We start from the raw sequence: 16,254 nt of genomic DNA, 5'->3' as shown, positions 1-16,254 counted from the left end.
GAGAGTCCATGGCTGAGAGAATCCTCGTCACCAGCGCACTTCCGTACGCCAACGGCCCCGTCCACATCGGCCACGCCGTCGAGTACGTGCAAACCGACATCTACGTCCGCTTCCTCCGCTCGTGCGGCAAGGACGTCGTCTACTTCTGTGCGGATGACACCCACGGAACCCCCATCGAAATCAACGCGGCGAAGCAGGGCATCAAGCCGGAGGATTTCGTCGCCCGGTTCCACGGGGAGCACCAGCGGGACTTCCACGACCTCGACATCCGCTTCGACTACTTCCACTCCACCAACTCGCCGGAGAACCGCCACTACGCGGAGCTCATCTACGGGCGGCTGAAGGAGAAGGGGGACATCGAGCGCCGCAACATCGAGCAGGCGTACTGCGAGAAGGACCGCCGCTTCCTGCCGGACCGCTTCATCAAGGGTACCTGTCCCAACTGCAAGGCGCCCGACCAGTACGGCGACGCCTGCGAGAAGTGCGGCAAGGCCTACGCGCCCACCGACCTCATCGAGCCGCGCTGTGCGCTGTGCGGCACCCCGCCCGTGCGCAAGAACTCCGAGCACCTGTTCTTCAAGCTGTCGCGGCACGAGGACTTCCTGCAGTCGGTGCTGCGCAAGCCGGGCTTCATCCACCCGGGTCTCGCCACCCAGCTCCAGGGCTTCTTCGAGAAGGGCCTGGCGGACTGGGATATCAGTCGCGACGGGCCCTACTTCGGCTTCGCGATTCCGGGCGAGACGGACAAGTTCTTCTACGTCTGGCTGGACGCCCCTATCGGCTACATCGCCACCACGGAGAAGTGGGCGACGGAGACGGGGAAGGCGAAGAGTGCGCTGGACTACTGGGAGGCGGGCGCCCCCTCGCGCATCGTCCACTTCATCGGCAAGGACATCGTCTACTTCCATGCCCTGTTCTGGCCGGCGGTGCTCAACGTCGCGGGCTTCCACATCCCGAACGAAATCAAGGTCCACGGCCACCTCACGGTGAACGGGGAGAAGATGTCGAAGAGCCGCGGCACCATGGTCCCGGTGCGCGACTACCTCGACCAGCTGGACCCCAGCTACCTGCGCTACTTCTACGCGGCCAACCTGGGCGCGGGCGTGGAGGACCTGGACCTCAGCCTCTCCATCTTCCGCGAGCGGGTGAACGGCGAGCTGGTCAACAACATCTGCAACCTGGCCAACCGCGCCCTGTCGCTGCTGGCCGGGCCGCTGGAGAAGCGCCTGGCGCCCGGCCGTACCGAGGGGCCGGGCCGCGCGCTGGTGGAGTCCGCGCTGGCCCGCGTGCCCGAGGTGCGCGACGCGTTCGACAAGCTGGAGTACCGCAACGCCATCCGCGTCATCACCGAGATTGCCTCGGCCGCGAATGCCTTCGTCCAGGCGCAGGCGCCGTGGGCCCAGGTGAAGAAGGACGCGGAGGCCGCGCGCGCGGACCTGTCCGACGTGGCGGACGTGGTGTACCTCCTGGGCGCGCTGCTCGCCCCGGTGACGCCGCGCCTGTCGGAGAAGCTGTTCACCCAGCTGGGTGCGCCGGCGCTGACGTTCCAGGCGCTGGAGGGGGCGAAGTATCCGCTCCTGGACCGCAGCCGCCCCACCGGCACCCCGGAGCCGCTGCTGCCCCGCCTGGAGCCGGACCGCGTCAACGCCATCATCAAGACGCCCGAGGGCGCCCCGGCCGCGCAGGAGGCGAAGCCCGCCGGCGCGAAGGAGGGCAAGGACAAGAAGGCGGAGAAGAAGGCCGCTCCTCCCGCCACGCAGGCCTCGCCCGGTGCGGGCGCTGGCGAGGCGCCGGGGGAAATCGAGTACGCGGACTTCGCGAAGGTGGTGCTCAAGTCGGGCAAGGTGCTGGCCGCGGAGAAGGTGAAGGACGCGGACAAGCTGCTGAAGCTCACCGTGGACCTGGGAGAGCCGACGGGCCCGCGCACCATCGTCTCCGGCATCGCGGAGGCGTACGCGCCCGAGTCGCTCACCGGACGCCGCGTCGTCGTGGTGGCCAACCTCAAGCCCCGCAAGCTGAAGGGCATCGAGTCGCGCGGCATGCTGCTGACGGCCGGCTCGGGAGGAAAGGACCTGTCGCTGCTGGACCCGGGCGACATGCCGCCCGGCAGCGAGGTGAAGTGACGTGACGGACTGGCGCGCCGAGCGCGACCGCGCCCTGCTGACACTGGAGCGCGAGAAGCGCCCGGTGTTCCGGGCCGAGGCCGCGGACCAGCTCTACCACCTGGCCTCCGAGGCGCCGGAGCGCGCGCCTGACTTCACGGATGCGCTGACCCGGCTGCTGGCGGACCGGCAGCCGGAGGTGCGCCGCTCCGGCGTCAGCCTGGCCGCCGTGGTGCTGCCCGCGGAGGAGCTCCCCGGCGCGCTCCTCGCCCGGCTGCGCGACGAGGAGTTCCAGGTGCGCCTCGAGGCCACCGGCCGGCTCGCGGACCTGGCGCGGCCGGAGCTGCGCGGCGCGCTGGCGGGCATGCTGGAGGACCCCATGCCCGAGGTCCGCTTCGAGGCCGCGCGCGGCATCGCCTCCCTGAAGCACCCCGCGGGTCTGGAAGTGCTCATCGAGGCGCTGGACGCGGACCTGCTGCGCTTCCGCGCGCTGGGCGCCATTGGCGAGCTGGAGGACCCCCGCGCACTCCCGGCAGTGAAGCGCCTGTTCCACCGGTGGCTGCTGCCCGCCTTCGACAAGACGCAGGCCGCGGGCGTCATGGCGGTGCTGGGAGACGCGGAGGGCTCGACCTGGCTGCTCCAGCGGACGCGCAAGAAGTGGAGCCAGGACCGGGCCCTCGCCGTGGAGCTGTGCGGCGCGGTGAAGGCGGAGGGCGCGCTGGAGCGGCTGAGGGAGATTCTGGAGAACCCGAAGGACGACGCGCGGGGCGCCGCCGCGCGCGGGCTGGGGCGGCTGGGCGACGCGCGGGCGCTGCCCTGGCTGCTCGCGTTGCTCGAGGACCGGCGCGCCACCGAGGACTTCCGCCTGGACGCGGCCGACGCGCTGTGGCGCCTGGCCCTGCCGGAGGGCCGCGAGCGGGTGCGCGCCGCCATCCCCACCTTTGCGTCACCCGAAGCGCGCAGGGAGCTGGAAGAGCTGCTGGAGGAGCCATGAGACTCGTCGACGCCCACTGCCACCTCGAGGTGAAGGACTACCCGGACGTGGCCGCCATCCTGGAGGGTGCCCGCGCCGCCGGCCTGGTGCATGCGATTGTCGTGGGGCAGTTCCACGGGCCCGGTGACTGGGGCAACGCGCTGGAGCTGGCCGCCGCGCACCCGGACTTCCTGTCGCCCACGCTGGGCATCCACCCCCACGAGGCCGCGCGCGCCACGGAAGAGGACTTCGCCACGCTGGAGAAGACGTGCGCCCGGCCCGAGGTGCGCGCGGTGGGCGAGGCGGGCCTGGACTACTACTACGACCACTCGCCTCGGGAAGTGCAGGCCACCGTCTTCCGGCGGCAGTGCGCCCTGGCACTCCAGCTGGCCAAGCCGCTGGTGGTGCACGTGCGCGACGCGCATGACGACTGCGAGGCCGTGCTCCGCGAGGTGGGGCTGTCCCGCGGCGTCATCCACTGCTTCACGGGCGACACGGACGCGGCGCGGCGCTACCTGAACCTGGGCTTCTTCCTGTCCCTCTCCGGCGTCGTCACCTACAAGAACGCGCAGGCGCTGCAGGACGCGGTGCGCTTCGCGCCGCTCGACAGGCTGATGGTGGAGACAGACAGCCCGTACCTGGCGCCCGTGCCGCACCGAGGGCGGAAGAACCAGCCCGCGCACGTGGTGGAGACGGCGCGCAAGGTGGCCGAGCTCAAGGGCGTGACGCTGGAAGAGGTGGCGGCCACCACCACCGCCAACGCCTCCGCGCTCTTCGGGCTCAGCCTGCGTTGAGCCCTTCCGGGCTCAGCCTGCGTTGAGCCCTTCCGGGCTCACCCCGCGTTGACGGCGCCGGCCAGGGCCTGCAGGTCCTGGAGGTCCTGGTCCATCTGCGGCACGTCGAGCAGCAGCGCGTCCGGGTCGTACTGGAAGTCCGCCTGCTTCAGCTTCAGCAGCGCCTGCAGCGCGGGCTCGCCCAGGATGCCGCCGAAGGATGCGAAGACGACGCGGCCGCGCTCCAGGTGGAGGAAGCCCTCCAGCGTGTGCTGGCGCAGTTGGAGCCGCCCGCTCTTGAGCCCACCGGACAGCGTGCGCAGCAGCTCGCGCGGGGGCAGCTCGTCGAAGCTGCCGCGCACCACGCGGCCCGGGCCGTTGTGCAGCACCCGGTCTTCCAGGCGCTCGCGCACCGCGCTGGCCACCGCGGGCCGGTCTCCCGGCGGGAGGACGCTCGTGGCTCCGCCCATCAACAGCCGCTCGCGCGTGGCCGCGTCCGGCTCTCCCACCACGAGGATGGGCAGCCCCGCTGTCTCCGGCGCCGAGCGCGCCTGCTGGAGCAGCTCCAGCACCTCCTGCTGTCCCAGGCGCAGGCTCACCACCAGCACGTCGCAGTCCTGCCGGGCCAGCCCGTCCTGGGCGCCCTCCATCGTGGACAGCGCGTGGGCCACCAGGCCTTGCTTCAGCACCGCCTCCAGCAGCTCTCCGCGCGCCGCCTCGTCCGGCTCCACGACGAGCACCTGCCGGCCTTCGCTCTCCAGCCGGTGGCGCAGCAATTCGCCGCTCTGGAGCTGGATGACGATGTCCGCCACCATCGGGTCATAGAGCACGCCCGCGTTCTTGCGCAGGTGCTCCAGGGCCTGCTCCTTCGGCAGGGCCTTGCCCAGCGCGTTGCCCGGGTTCTTCGTCAGCTCGAGGAAGCTGTCCACCGCGGCGAGGATGCGCGCGCCCAGGGTGATGTCCTCGCCCTTGGCGCCCTGGGGCGTGCCCGAGCCGTCCCAGGCCTCGTAGAGCTGGGCGAGGATGGTGTTCACCTGCGCGGGCAGGTGCACCGTCTCGAACAGCTTGGTGGGCGTGCGGCACGCCACCTTGGCCTGCGCCTTCCAGTCGGGGCTGACGGCGTTGCTGGCCAGGGAGAAGTGGCGCTCGGACGGCTTGCCCAGGTCATGCAGGTAGGCGGCGATGGCCAGCGCCGTCAGCTCCTTGTGGGGCATGCCCATGCGCTGGCCGACGATGCCCGCCTGCCGCGCGAGCTGCGCGGAGTGGCCGCGGTGGCGCTGCCGGTCCTGCTCCAGCAGGCCCACCATGATGCTCAGCGTCTCCACGTAGTCGCTGTCGCTGACCATGCCGCGCGGGCCACCCGGCTCGCGGCGCTGGGTGGAGGGGCGGACGGCCGGGGTGCCGCTGCTGCTGGGGCGCTGCACCCGCATGCGCGGGTCCGTCTCCATGCGGTACTGGAGGCTGAGGCCCGTCATGGTGCTGCGCGCGGTGGTGGTGGTGCGGCCGTGCTCCGCCGCGCCCGGGCGGGAGCCCATTTCGGGCGCTCGGCCCTGCGCGCTGGCGGACTCCAGCAGCGCGGTGAAGGCGGTGGGGTCGCCGTAGTAGTGCTTGCGGATGGCCGCGGCGATGGCGCTGCGCAGGCCCACGTACGCGTAGACCTCCGACATGCCGGTGACGAGGGCAATCTCGTCCATCAGCGCCTTGTTCTGCGGCTCGGCGGCCACCACCGACAGCAGCTTGCGCTCCGGGTCCACCGCCAGCGGCAGCACGTTCTGCGCTTCCGCCAGGCGCACCGGAAGCCGGTCCAGCACCTCGGTGGCAATCTTCGCCTTGGCCAGCTTGTCCGCGGTGACGAAGCGCGTCTGGAACTCCGAGGCCAGGAAGCGCAGCAGCGCCGCCTCCTGGAGCAGCCCCAGCTCCACCAGGCAGTCACCCAGCTTGTGGCCGGTGATTTTCTGGTGCTCCAGGGCCTGCTCGACGGCCCCCGCGTTGACGAGGCCCGCCTCGATGAGGCGCTCTCCCAACCTCTTCGCCATGGTGCCTCGGTCCCTCAGCTCTCCGAGGAGCCCTCGCCGTTACCGTTGCCGGCCGGGGCGATGGAGGTCAGCGCGCTGAACGGCTTGAAGGTCAGCTCGCGGGGCAGCGAGTTCGGGTCTCGCGGCGGGCGCTCCTCACGGGGAGGCCGGGGCGCACGCTCCTCACGGGGAGGACGATCCTCGCGAGGCGGCCGGTCCTCGCGGGGCGGACGGTCCTCGCGCGCACGCTCCTCGCGGGGCGGGCGCTCGCGGCGGGGCGGGCGCTGCTCGTCGCGGGCGGGCTGCGGCGCGGCGGCACCCTCGGCCGGGGCGGCAGCCTGCTGCTGCGGCTTGTCGCCCCGGTTCTTGCGCTTCTCCTCGCGGGACTTGCGGCGGCCGCCTCCGCCGCCCTCCACCGGGGCGCGGCCGCGCGACGTCGGCGCCGGGCCCTTCCAGAGCTGCCGGTCGTAGTGGCGCAGCACGTCCGTCCACTTCTCGTTGGAGTCCTTCTGCATGGCCTCCAGCCACGAGGCGATGCGCGAGTCCAGCGAGTCGAGCGCGTGGACGATGTGCGCCTCCAGCGTCATCGGCACCTTGGGGCTGCCGTACTCGAGGTGGCCGTGGTGGGAGATGACCAGGTGGGTGAGGTGCTGCTCCAGCAGCGGCGGGAAGCCGGGGATGGCGAGCGTCTTCTCGCGAATCTTCTGCGCCGTCATCACCAGGTGGCCGACGAGCTTGCCCTCGTCGGTGTAGTCGAACCCCTTGTCCGGGGAGATTTCGGCCACCTTCATCACGTCGTGCAGCAGCGCGCCGGCCAGCAGCAGGTCGCGGTCCGCCATGGGGTAGTGGTCCGCCACGCGCAGCGTCAGCCGCATCACCGACAGCAGGTGCTCGGCCAGTCCGCCGCGCCACGCGTGGTGCATGCCCTTGGCGGCCGGGGCCACCGGCAGGCCCGCGGCAATCTGCGGGTCGTCCAGGAAGGCCAGCAGCAGCTGCTTCACGTGCGGGTCGTTGATGCGCTCGGAGACCATCTCCCGGATGAGGCCGGCCGCGCGCGCGCCCGCCGCGCCGTCATGGCGCCCTTCGGGGCCCTTGGGCTCCTTGCCCTCGGTGTTCCGGGCCTCGGCCTTGTCGGCGCGGTTCTCGGACGCCTTCGCCTCGCCAGCGGGCTTGCCCTCCTGCGCGGCCTTGCCGTCCTGCGCGGGCTTGCCGTCCTGAGCCGGCTTCGCGTCCGCGGGCGGGGCCGGAGGCGGCTCGAACTCCTTGGGGTCCAGGGGCTCCGGGTCCAGCCGCTCCACGGCCTCGACCACCACCTGGGTGCGGCCGTGGAACTGGATGACGCCGCCCTGCACCAGCACGAAGTCACCGGACTGGAAGGTGGGCTCGAGCGCGTCCACCTTGTCGAAGATGCGCGCGTCCACCTCGCCGCTCTTGTCGACGAGGGTCAGGGCGAGGAACACCTTGCCGCTGCGCGCGGTCACCTTCTCCTTCTTGGTGACGCGGAAGACGGTGTTGACGCGGTCCTTCTCGCGCAGGTCCGCCGCGTACACCTTGCGGACGGTCTCCACGGAACCTTCCGGGGTGGTAGGGGGCGCGGTCTCTGGCACGTTTTCGTTGGTCATTGCGGCGGCGGACACTAGCACCAGGAAGGCGCTGTGGGGGGAAGGCGTCAGCTCACTTCGAGGGCCACGGCTTCGAGGTACTCGGAACCAGGGGAGCCGACCAGCGTGGGGTGGTCCGGGGGCAGGCCCAGGCGGGCCAGCCGGGTGGCGATGCGGGCCTCCCCCTCGCAGGCGGTGGCCACCAGCTCGTCGAAGCCCCCCACGGGCAGGGGGGGGTGGTAGCCGGCCACCAGCAGCTTCCCTCCATGGCGGGTGCGCCGCAGGGCGTGCCGGAACTGCTCCACGAAGGCCTCCTCGGAGCCCACACCGGGCGTGTCCAGGAGGACCAGGTCGAAGGTGTCCCGCAGGGCGCGAAGCACCTGGAGCGACTCGCCCGTCTCCACCGTTGCCCGGCCGAGCAGGCCGTTGGCCTCGGCGTTCTCCCGGGCCAGGTCCGCGGAGTCCGGGTTCCTGTCGAAGGCCAGCAGCTGCCGCGCCCCGTGCAGGCCCGCGTGGACGAAGAGGCCGCCGACGTTGCAGGCCACGTCCAGCACCCGGCCGCCCTGGGACAGGCGGGCGATGATGCGACGCAGCTCGCGCTGGTCGTACTGATAGCCGGTGCCCAGCCCGTAGGTGAGGTCCACGGTGAAGCGCGCCCCTAGCTCCAGCAGCCGGCACCAGCGGGGCGGGGTGCCATAGAGGACGTGGGGCCGCTGCGTGGGCAGGCTCAGGGCCTTGCGGCGGGGCGTGTCGTTGCGCAGCAGCACCGAGCCGGCGCCCGTCACCTCCACCAGCGCGCGGGTGATTTCCGCCTGGCGCGCGTCCATGGCGCGGGTGAGGGTCTGCACCACGAAGTGGGTGTCGTAGCGGTCCACGACGAGGCCGGGCAGGCCGTCCCCGTCATCGTTCACCACCCGGCAGAAGCGCGGGTCGTCCACCAGCCGGCCGCGCCGCTCGAAGGCGTGGCGGAGGTGGCGGGGGATGAGGCCCTCCACGGCCTCGTCCGGCTGGCCCAGCCGACGCACCGCGTACGAGGCCTCCAGGTCCACGTCGCCCAGTCCCAGCACCGAGCCGTCCTCGTCCCGGAGCTGCACGGGCTCACCGGGCTGGGGCGTGCCTTCCATCGAGACGATGTCCTCCCGGCGAAGCCAGGGGGCACCATGGCGAAGCCGGCGGGCGGCATCCCGGGACAGATAGGTGCTGAGCAAGGTGTGTCCTCCCTCTCGCGTGTGCCCGGGCACCGTCGCCCCTGGGCGTGCTCCCGGGAGAGAACATGCGCCGCCGGCCGCCAGCTTGCGGCGGGCGCCGGGCCGCCGCGCAGGAGGGCAGGGGAGGGAGCGGGCCCCGGAAGCCCGGGGCCAGGGGACTTCAGCCGCCGGAGGACGGGCGCTTGAAGGCCCTGAACGTCACGCGCGTCAGCATGAAGCTGGCCACCAGGGCGAGGACGATGCCCATCAGGCGCAGGTTCCACGAGTCGCGGAACAGCAGCGACAGGGCCAGGCCTCCCAGCAGCACGACCCCCATCACCATCAGCGCCTGCCCCCGGGCGGCCACGCCGGCGGAGGTGCGGCGGGCCTGCGCCAGCGTCGGGAGGCTTCCCGCCTTGCGCCAGGTGGAGGCCGTCTCCTCCCGCACCTCGTCTTCCGGGTCCACCAGTCCCTGGACATACGCCTTCTCGACGTCGAGCAGGCTCGGGTAGGTCAGCTCACCTTCTGTCGTGCGGACCACGTAGCGCATGGGGCCCTCCTCCCGGGCTGTCCTTCCCTCAGGATAGCTCGGTGGCAATCTGCTCAGCGACGCGCAGGCCATCAATGGCGGACGACACGATGCCGCCCGCGTAGCCACAGCCCTCGCCCGCGGGATAGAGCCCCTTGAGGGACACCGACTGCAGGTCCTCGCCCCGCGTGATCCGCACCGGCGAGGACGTGCGGCTCTCGATGCCGATGAGCTTGCCCTCCTCGCTGATGAAGCCGCGCATCTTCCGCTCGAAGGTGCGCAGCGCCTGCTTGAGCGACTCGGTGAGCCGCGCCGGGAAGAGGCGGTTGAGGTCCGTGTGCGCCAGGCCGGGCCGGTAGCTGGTGCCGCCCGGGTCCTTCTTCACGCGGCCGGCCAGGTAGTCCGGAATCGTCTGGGCCGGGGCGTAGAAGCGGCCGCCGCCGAGCTCGTACGCCTTGGACTCCCAGTGGCGCTGGAACTCCAGGCCCGCCAGCGGCCCCCGGAAGCCCTCGCGCTCGAAGTCCGCCACCGACACGGAGACGACGATGCCGGCGTTGGCGTACTTCGCGTTGCGGCGCGAGTTGCTCATGCCATTGGTGCACTGCAGGCCGTCCTGCGTGGGCGTGGGCACCACGATGCCGCCGGGGCACATGCAGAACGAGTAGACGCCACGCACCTCGCCGTCCACGTCCAGGTTCTCCGCCAGCTTGTAGTCGGCGGGAGGCAGGCGCGGGTTCTTCGCCGCGTTGCCGTACTGGATGCTGTTGATGAGCGCCTGGGGGTGCTCGGCGCGGAAGCCCAGCGCGAAGGGCTTGGCCTCCACGCTCACCCGGCCGTCGGCGGCGAAGCGCTCGTACAGCTCGCGCGCGGAGTTGCCGGGGGCGAGGATGACGCGGTCGCTCTCCAGGGTGCGCCCGTCGGACAGCTTCACGCCGGCCACGCGGCCGTCCCGGTAGTGCAGGTCCTCCACCCGCGTCTCGAAGAGCACCTGGCACCCGCCGGCGATGAGCTCGTCGCGCAGCTTCGCCACCGCGCCCGGCAGCAGGTCCGAGCCGATGTGCGGCTTGCCCTCGATGAGGATGTGGTCCGGCGCGCCGTACTTCGCGAAGGCCTCGATGACCTTGCGCACCATGGGGTGGTTGATGCGCGTGGACAGCTTGCCGTCCGTGTAGGCCCCGGCGCCGCCCTCGCCGAAGTTCATGTTGCTCTCGGGGTCCAGCGAGCCGTCGCGCATCAGCTTCGCCACGTCCTTGCGGCGCGTCACCACCTCGCGGCCGCGCTCCACCAGGATGCTGCGCACCCCGCGCTCCATCAGCCCCAGGGCGCAGAACAGCCCCGCGGGGCCGGTGCCGATGATGATGGGCCACCGCTCCGGCGGCTTCACCGGCGGCAGGGCCTCCGGGGGCGGAGGGGCCTCGCCCACGTCGGGGGGCAGGCGGGCCGGCTTGCGGCCGGGCGCCAGCTCCACCTCCAGCGTGTAGATGTAGCGCGGGCTGCCCTTCTTCCGGGCGTCGAGCACCGAGCGCACCACCCGCACGGAGGCGAGGTCGGAGCGGGTGACCCCGAGCTTCTCCGCGGCCCGCTGACCGAGCAGCTCCTCCGGCTCGTCCAGCCACAGCCCGATGTTGTTCACCCGATACGCCATTGCTGTCTGCTCCTAAAGGTGGGGGCGCGTATCTGCTCCGCCCTCCTGAAAGATTGCAAGCACTTGAAACCACGAGGCCCTTTGGGGGCTTCAGGGGTGCGTACCCGCCGATGCACCCCCCTCGGCCATCCCCCCGTGACGCCGTGCGGTGCGTAACCGCCTTCGCACCGCTGGAGGGGCCATGCCGGGCCCTGGTGTACCTCAACCACTGAGAACTGCTGGGGAATCCGTTAGGAAGGAAACGTCTGGCACGGGGGTTGAAGTGTTGACGCCGCATGATTACGCGGCGGCCCCCCTCAATCCGCCGCCTCTGGAGGCATTCACTGTGAGCACCGATCAAAAGGGCACCCGGATCCTGGCGCGCACCTTCTTCAACCAGCTGCGCGCGAGCGGCTACACGCCGCACCAGGTCATCGGTATCGCCACGGAGCTGCTCGATCTGGTGACCGCGGACCTGAAGGAAGGCGACAAGGCCGTTGCCGTCCAGGCAACACAGGAGCAGGGCTCCGAGTGGCGCCAGCGCGCCTGATTGCCTAGCCTTCGCAACTGCAACACCCCGCGGGCGCGCGGGCTCCGGACTGGCTTCGGGGCTCCCGCCCGCGCGGAGACGGATGTGAAAGGACCGGCGTCAGCCGGTCTTTTTGTTTCCGCTGACTGGCGAATCGGCCGCCGCCCCCACCGCTGACCGAAGCTCCCGTCTCCGCTCGTACGCGGCCGCGCCGGCCACCACGAGCAGGCCTCCCGTCATCGCGGTGAAGACGATGCTGGCCGAGCGCTGCGCCAGCAGCACCAGCAGCGCGCCACCGCCCAGGAAGGCGCCCACGTCCACCCCGAGGGGGCGGCGTTGAGGCAGCACCAGGGCGAGGATGCACACGGTGAGCGGCACTCCCAGCACGACCTGCCGGACGATGGCGTCCGTGCTGCCACGCACCGTGTCCCAGTTGTGCACGAGGATGGCGGCGAAGATGACCACCGTGCCCAGCGCCAGCACCAGCACGCCGGCGGCGGCCGCGTCCTTGGTGAGGCGGGCCTTCTCGTCGAACTGCTGGACGGCCAGGTCGACCAGGTGCTCCAGCGCGCTGTTGAGGATTTCGGCGAAGAAGATGAGCAGGACGCAGAAGATGAGCGTCACCTTCTCCGCGAGCCCCAGCGGGATGCCGCTGCCCACCAGGCCCACCAGCACCGCGGAGATGAGGTGGACGCGCATGTTGCGCTGGTGGACGACGGTGTGGATGAGCCCCGCCCACGCATGGCCGAACGAGGCGAACAGCCCCGAGCCGTGACGGGGAGGGAAGGCGGAGGGTGGCCGGACAGGTACGTTCATCGGAGATGGAAGGGGCGCGCACCCTAGCACCCATGGGTACGGTTGCCCCTCGGGTGTGAAGGGGTATGGTCCGACCCCGTGACTTCTGCTTCCTACCGTGAGAGGGCGCGCCTGGGTGGCGCGGCCCTGGCCCTCCTGTTGACTTCCACGCTGGCCCGGGCCCACGCCCCGGCCCCCACCCTGGACGAGGGGGCCTGTGGCCTGGAGCCCCCCGGCGTCGAGTACGTCCCCCTCCCGGGCCCCCGGCCGCACGAGTCCCGCCGGCTGTCCGCCGCGGAGCCGCCCGTGGTGCGGCGCGAAGCCCCGGGTGGGGCGGTGCGCGCCGCGCTCGCCGGTGTGCCGCAGACGCGGGTACGGGGTGGGGCGCTGTCCGGCAAGGTGGTGTACCTGAGCCCGGGGCACGGCTTCACGCGGAGCGCGCCGCTGGACCGGTGGGCCACGCAGCGCCCCAACACCTGGGCGGTGGTGGAGGACCTCATCTCCGCGGAGGTGCTCAACCAGTACCTGCTGCCGATGCTGATGGGGGCGGGCGCCACGGTGGTGCCGGTGCGCGAGCCGGACCTCAACGCGCGCATGGCCATCGTCGACGATGGGCAGGCCGGCGCCTACACCGAGGCCGGCGACGTCTTCCAGTCCTCCGCCCAGAAGGGGTGGGGGGCGCTTCCGTCGCCCATGGGCAACAGCGTGGAGCCCTTCACGCTGGGCACCACCCGCGTCATGACGACGGCGGCCACCGCCACCGCGAGCGCGACGTGGGCGCCGGAAGTCCCGGTGGACGGCGCGTACCACGTCTACGTCTCGTACGCGGCGGACCCGACGCGGGCGACGGACGCGCACTACGTGGTGCGGCACGCGGGCGGTGAGAGCCACTTCCGCGTCAACCAGCGCCGCCACGGCGGCACGTGGGTGCTGCTCGGCCGCTTCTACTTCAAGGCCGGCCGGCACCCGGAAGCCGGGTCCGTGGTGGCGATGAACGACTCGGCGGCGGGCGGTACGGTGTCGCTGGACGCGGTGCGCTTCGGTGGCGGCAGCGGCCTCATTGGCGACGCGGAGATTCCCCCGCTGCCCCGGCCCCGCTACGAGGAGTCCGCGCGCTACCACGTGCAGTTCAGCGGCGCGCCCGCGTCCGTGTACGCGCCCACCGGGGCCAACGCGCTGGCCAACGAGCGCAACGCGGATGTCAGCGCGCGCCCCCGCTTCGCCGCGTGGCTGCACGAGGATGGCGAGGACGCGGTGTACGTGGCCTGGCACACCAATGCGTCCACCTCCGGCAACGTGGCGGGCACGGAGGCCTACGTGTACGGGCCCAACCCGGTGGACGGCACGCTCAACTTCACCGGAGTGCCCGGCAGCGACGTCATGGCGCGCGCGCTGCTGGACGAAATCGGAAGGGACCTCCGCCGCGAGGTGGACCCCACCTGGCGGGTGCGCACGCTGCGGTCGGCCAACCTGGGCGAGGTGAACCCCACGCACAACCCGGAGATGCCCTCCGTGCTGCTGGAGATGGCGTACCACGACAACCTCACCGACTCGAACCGGCTGAAGGAGCCCACCTTCCGCCGCGTGGCGGCGCGCGCCATCCTCCAGGGCCTCATCAAGTACTTCGCCGCGCGCGACGGCGTGCCCGTGCTCCTGCCCCCCGAGGCGCCTTCCGCGGTGCTCGCGCGCAACGGCCTGGACGGCGCGGTGGAGGTCCGCTGGGCCGTCCCCACCGCGAACCCGGACGAGGAGGGCCGCGACGCGCCCACCGGCTACCGCGTCTACCAGAGCGCGGACGGGCAGGCCTGGGACGAGGGAACCGAGGTGCTGGGGACGAGCTTCTCCGCGACGCTGGCCCCGGGCACGGTGCGCTACTTCCGCGTGGCCGCGCTCAACGCGGGCGGGGAGGGCTTCCCGTCCGCCATCGTCGGGGTACGCACGCCCCAGGGGGCACAGGTGCCCGTGCTGCTCGTCAACGCCTTCGAGCGGCTCGACTCCGCGATGGCGTGCGCCGAGGCGCTGGACGCGTACGACCTGGCGGCGCCGGTGCGCCTGCTGGTGGAGGCGATGAACGACGGCACCTACGTGCGGCGCCATGGCGAGGCGCTCGCGCACGCGGCCACCGCCTTCGACAGCGCCACCAGCGCGGCGCTTCCCGCGGGGCTGTTCTCGCTCGGCGCGCCCTACCGGATGGTGGACTGGTTCACCGGCCGGGGCGGGGCGGACAGCGCCCGGCCCACGCGCGCGGAGCAGGACGCGCTGCGCGCCTTCGTCACCGGGGGCGGCCATCTGCTGCTTTCGGGCACCCAGGTGACGTCGGCGCTCGCGGTGGGCTCGGCCGAGGACCAGGCCTTCCTGGCGGACATCCTCCGGGCCGCGCCGGCCGGTGGGACGCCGCCGCTCACGGTGGAGGGCCTGCCTGGCGGCTGGCTCTCGGGCGTGCCCGCGGCGGAGCTGGATGACGGCACGCGCGGGGCATTCCCGGTGGGCGTGACGGACGTGCTCACCCCCGCTTCCGGCGGCTCGCCGGTGCTGCGCTACACGGGGACGGACCTGGTGGCCGGCGTGGCCTCCGCGGCCTCGGGCTCCAGTGGCCAGGTGCTGCTGCTGGGGGTGCCCTTCGAGGGCATCGTCAGCCGGGCGCGGCGCGGGCAGCTGCTGTCCGCATTCCTGGTGAACGCAGGCCTGCTTGCCCAGGTGCCGCCTCCACCGGCCGAGGACCCCGGTGGCACGGGCCCTGGCCTGCTCACGGCCTGCGTGGCCGCGCGCGGGGTGGACCCGCATCCGCCGCCTCCGCCTCCCCCGCCTCCGCCTCCTCCTCCCCCGCAGCCGGTGGTCCTGGATGAGGCGCCGCAGTTCTACTATCCGCTGGGGGACTCCGGCTGCGGCTGCGGGGCCGGGGCGGGAACGGGCTCCAGTATCTGGCTGTTGCTCGGGGTGATTGTTCAGCTTCGGCGTGCGCGCCGTCGCACGAACGACGCGAAGCGTTGACTCGGCGGATGCGCATGCCTACGGTCGGCGCCCTCGAATTCAGACGTGACGACCCGTGGGCACTCGTGCTCACCGCTTGAAGGAGACGACGGACATGGCTACCCGGATTGCCATCAATGGCTTCGGTCGTATCGGACGCTGCATCCTGCGCGCCGCCCTCAGCCGCAAGGAAGACCTCGAGATTGTCGCCATCAACGACCTCGACAAGCCCGCGGCACTGGCGCACCTGTTCAAGTACGACTCCGTGCACCGCACCTGGCCGGGCACGGTGAAGGCCTCCGAGAAGGGCATCGTGGTGGACGGCAAGGAGATTGCCGTCACCGCGGAGAAGGACCCCACGGTGCTGCCGTGGAAGAGCATGAACGTGGACGTGGTGCTGGAGTGCACCGGCCGCTTCACCGCTCGCGACGGCGCCGAGAAGCACCTGAAGGCGGGCGCGAAGAAGGTCATCATCTCCGCCCCGGCCAAGGGCCCGGACCTCACCATCGCCTACGGCATCAACCACAACGAGTACGACCCGGCGAAGCACCACATCATCTCGAACGCCTCGTGCACCACCAACTGCCTGGCGCCCCTCGCCAAGGTGCTGGTGGACAACTTCGGCATCGAGAAGGGCCTGATGACCACGGTCCACAGCTACACCAACGACCAGCGCATCCTGGACCTCACCCACGAGGACATGCGCCGCGCCCGCGCCGCCGCGCTCTCCATGATTCCCACCAGCACCGGCGCCGCGAAGGCCATCGGCGAGGTGATTCCGCAACTGAAGGGGAAGATGCACGGCATCTCGGTGCGCGTACCCACCCCGAACGTGTCCCTGGTGGACCTGACGGTGAACACCACCAAGCCCGCCACCGCCGAGGCCATCATCGAGGCCTACCGCAAGGCCGCGGACGGCGCGCTCAAGGGCATCCTCCAGTTCAGCGACGAGCCCACGGTGTCGGTGGACTACAACGGCAACCCGCACTCGGCCATCTTCGACTCCACCAACTGCTTCGTGGTGGGCGACAACCTGGTGAAGGTCATGGCCTGGTACGACAACGAGTGGGGCTTCTCCAACCGCATGGTGGACACGGCGAAGTTCCTGGTCTCCAAGGGCATCTAGTCCCAGGGCGTTGAAGGGCACCGAGAGGGA

The 16,254-nt window shown here is 71.6% G+C and carries 12 protein-coding genes; 6 read left to right on the top strand and 6 right to left on the bottom strand.

What is annotated here, in order from left to right:
* Positions 1–8: 8 nt before the first annotated feature.
* The 3 genes from metG to LXT23_RS27245 are packed head-to-tail and all read left to right on the top strand — an operon-like array spanning position 9 to position 3,869.
* The gene (gene metG, locus LXT23_RS27255) at positions 9–2,123 is read left to right on the top strand and encodes a methionine--tRNA ligase (protein WP_253983244.1); all 2,115 of its coding nucleotides are present in this window, start codon (positions 9–11) and stop codon (positions 2,121–2,123) included.
* A 1-nt stretch (position 2,124) separates the two neighbouring features.
* Complete coding sequence (locus tag LXT23_RS27250; protein WP_253983243.1) at positions 2,125–3,096, top strand: HEAT repeat domain-containing protein; 972 nt, start codon at positions 2,125–2,127, stop codon at positions 3,094–3,096.
* Positions 3,093–3,869 (top strand): TatD family hydrolase, encoded by a 777-nt coding sequence (locus LXT23_RS27245; RefSeq protein WP_253983242.1) that lies wholly within the window; start codon positions 3,093–3,095, stop codon positions 3,867–3,869. The genes LXT23_RS27250 and LXT23_RS27245 overlap by 4 nt, the downstream gene beginning before the upstream one ends.
* A 38-nt stretch (positions 3,870–3,907) precedes the next feature.
* On the opposite strand, the gene LXT23_RS27240 is transcribed toward LXT23_RS27245, so the two are convergent.
* The 5 genes from LXT23_RS27240 to LXT23_RS27220 all read right to left on the bottom strand — a co-directional run bounded on the left by LXT23_RS27240 (position 3,908) and on the right by LXT23_RS27220 (position 10,825).
* Entirely contained in the window at positions 3,908–5,884 is a 1,977-nt protein-coding gene (locus LXT23_RS27240) for an HD domain-containing phosphohydrolase (protein ID WP_253983241.1), read from the bottom strand.
* Between the two features lie 14 nt (positions 5,885–5,898).
* Entirely contained in the window at positions 5,899–7,485 is a 1,587-nt protein-coding gene (locus LXT23_RS27235) for a 3'-5' exoribonuclease YhaM family protein (protein ID WP_253983240.1), read from the bottom strand.
* A 47-nt stretch (positions 7,486–7,532) separates the two neighbouring features.
* Positions 7,533–8,672, bottom strand: a complete 1,140-nt coding sequence (locus tag LXT23_RS27230) for a class I SAM-dependent rRNA methyltransferase (protein ID WP_253983239.1) — start codon at positions 8,670–8,672, stop codon at positions 7,533–7,535.
* 160 nt (positions 8,673–8,832) lie between these two features.
* Positions 8,833–9,201, bottom strand: coding sequence for a hypothetical protein (locus tag LXT23_RS27225; protein WP_253983238.1), 369 nt, complete (start codon positions 9,199–9,201; stop codon positions 8,833–8,835).
* A gap of 28 nt (positions 9,202–9,229) precedes the next feature.
* Entirely contained in the window at positions 9,230–10,825 is a 1,596-nt protein-coding gene (locus tag LXT23_RS27220) for an NAD(P)/FAD-dependent oxidoreductase (RefSeq protein ID WP_253983237.1), read from the bottom strand.
* A 325-nt stretch (positions 10,826–11,150) separates the two neighbouring features.
* Between LXT23_RS27220 and LXT23_RS27215 the strand changes: the two genes are divergently transcribed.
* The gene (locus LXT23_RS27215; RefSeq protein WP_253983236.1) at positions 11,151–11,354 is read left to right on the top strand and encodes a hypothetical protein; all 204 of its coding nucleotides are present in this window, start codon (positions 11,151–11,153) and stop codon (positions 11,352–11,354) included.
* Positions 11,355–11,453: 99 nt separating this feature from the next.
* Here the strand turns inward: LXT23_RS27215 and LXT23_RS27210 are convergent, their stop codons facing one another.
* Entirely contained in the window at positions 11,454–12,149 is a 696-nt protein-coding gene (locus LXT23_RS27210; RefSeq protein WP_253983235.1) for a diacylglycerol kinase family protein, read from the bottom strand.
* A gap of 78 nt (positions 12,150–12,227) precedes the next feature.
* On the opposite strand from LXT23_RS27210, the gene LXT23_RS27205 reads away from it, so the two are divergent.
* Positions 12,228–15,119, top strand: a complete 2,892-nt coding sequence (locus tag LXT23_RS27205) for a golvesin C-terminal-like domain-containing protein (protein ID WP_253983234.1) — start codon at positions 12,228–12,230, stop codon at positions 15,117–15,119.
* Between the two features lie 94 nt (positions 15,120–15,213).
* Complete coding sequence (gene gap / locus LXT23_RS27200) at positions 15,214–16,224, top strand: type I glyceraldehyde-3-phosphate dehydrogenase (RefSeq protein ID WP_253983233.1); 1,011 nt, start codon at positions 15,214–15,216, stop codon at positions 16,222–16,224.
* The last annotated feature ends 30 nt before the right edge of the window (positions 16,225–16,254 follow it).

The organism is Pyxidicoccus xibeiensis (genome assembly GCF_024198175.1).
Classification (GTDB): Bacteria; Myxococcota; Myxococcia; order Myxococcales; family Myxococcaceae; genus Myxococcus; species Myxococcus xibeiensis.
This window is presented reverse-complemented; position numbering and strand designations above follow the sequence as displayed.